This window comes from Burkholderia sp. BCC1208, assembly GCF_902833095.1.
Taxonomy (GTDB): Bacteria; Pseudomonadota; Gammaproteobacteria; order Burkholderiales; family Burkholderiaceae; genus Burkholderia.
Genome location: NZ_CADFDY010000029.1, coordinates 1 through 514 on the forward strand (window position 1 = coordinate 1; position 514 = coordinate 514).

General features: G+C 51.0%; 2 tRNA genes. Both read left to right on the forward strand.

The annotated features are described in order from the left end of the window. Positions 1–47 precede the first annotated feature (47 nt). A tRNA-Ile gene (locus HWX09_RS33400) sits at positions 48–124 on the forward strand. 93 nt (positions 125–217) lie between these two features. Next, positions 218–293 (forward strand) — tRNA-Ala (locus tag HWX09_RS33405). Positions 294–514: the final 221 nt, after the last annotated feature.

Below are 514 nucleotides of genomic sequence, written 5' to 3' on the forward strand. Positions count from 1 at the left end.
AAGTTGAGCGCTCACGCTTATCGGCTGTAAATTAAAGACAGACTCAGGGGTCTGTAGCTCAGTCGGTTAGAGCACCGTCTTGATAAGGCGGGGGTCGTTGGTTCGAATCCAACCAGACCCACCATTGTCTGACGTGTCGGTGATCGTTGGCGCTTTAGCGCTTACGAGCAGCCCATGCCGGCAGGCTGTAGGTACCTGAGGGAAATCTGTACTCAATGGGGGCATAGCTCAGCTGGGAGAGCACCTGCTTTGCAAGCAGGGGGTCGTCGGTTCGATCCCGTCTGCCTCCACCAATCACCAACGCTAAGGGCTTGGTTCAGAGACTGAACCGAGAATTTTGCATTGGCGATTGAGCCAGTCAGAGGATATCAAGCGATATCGGCTGTCGTTCTTTAACAATCTGGAAGAAGTAAGTAATTTGGATAGCGGAAGCGTCTTGAGATGGACGTGGAAGTTATCCGGGTTGTGATTGTATCGATGTATCTCAAGATGATTCGAACTCTAAGTTTGACTC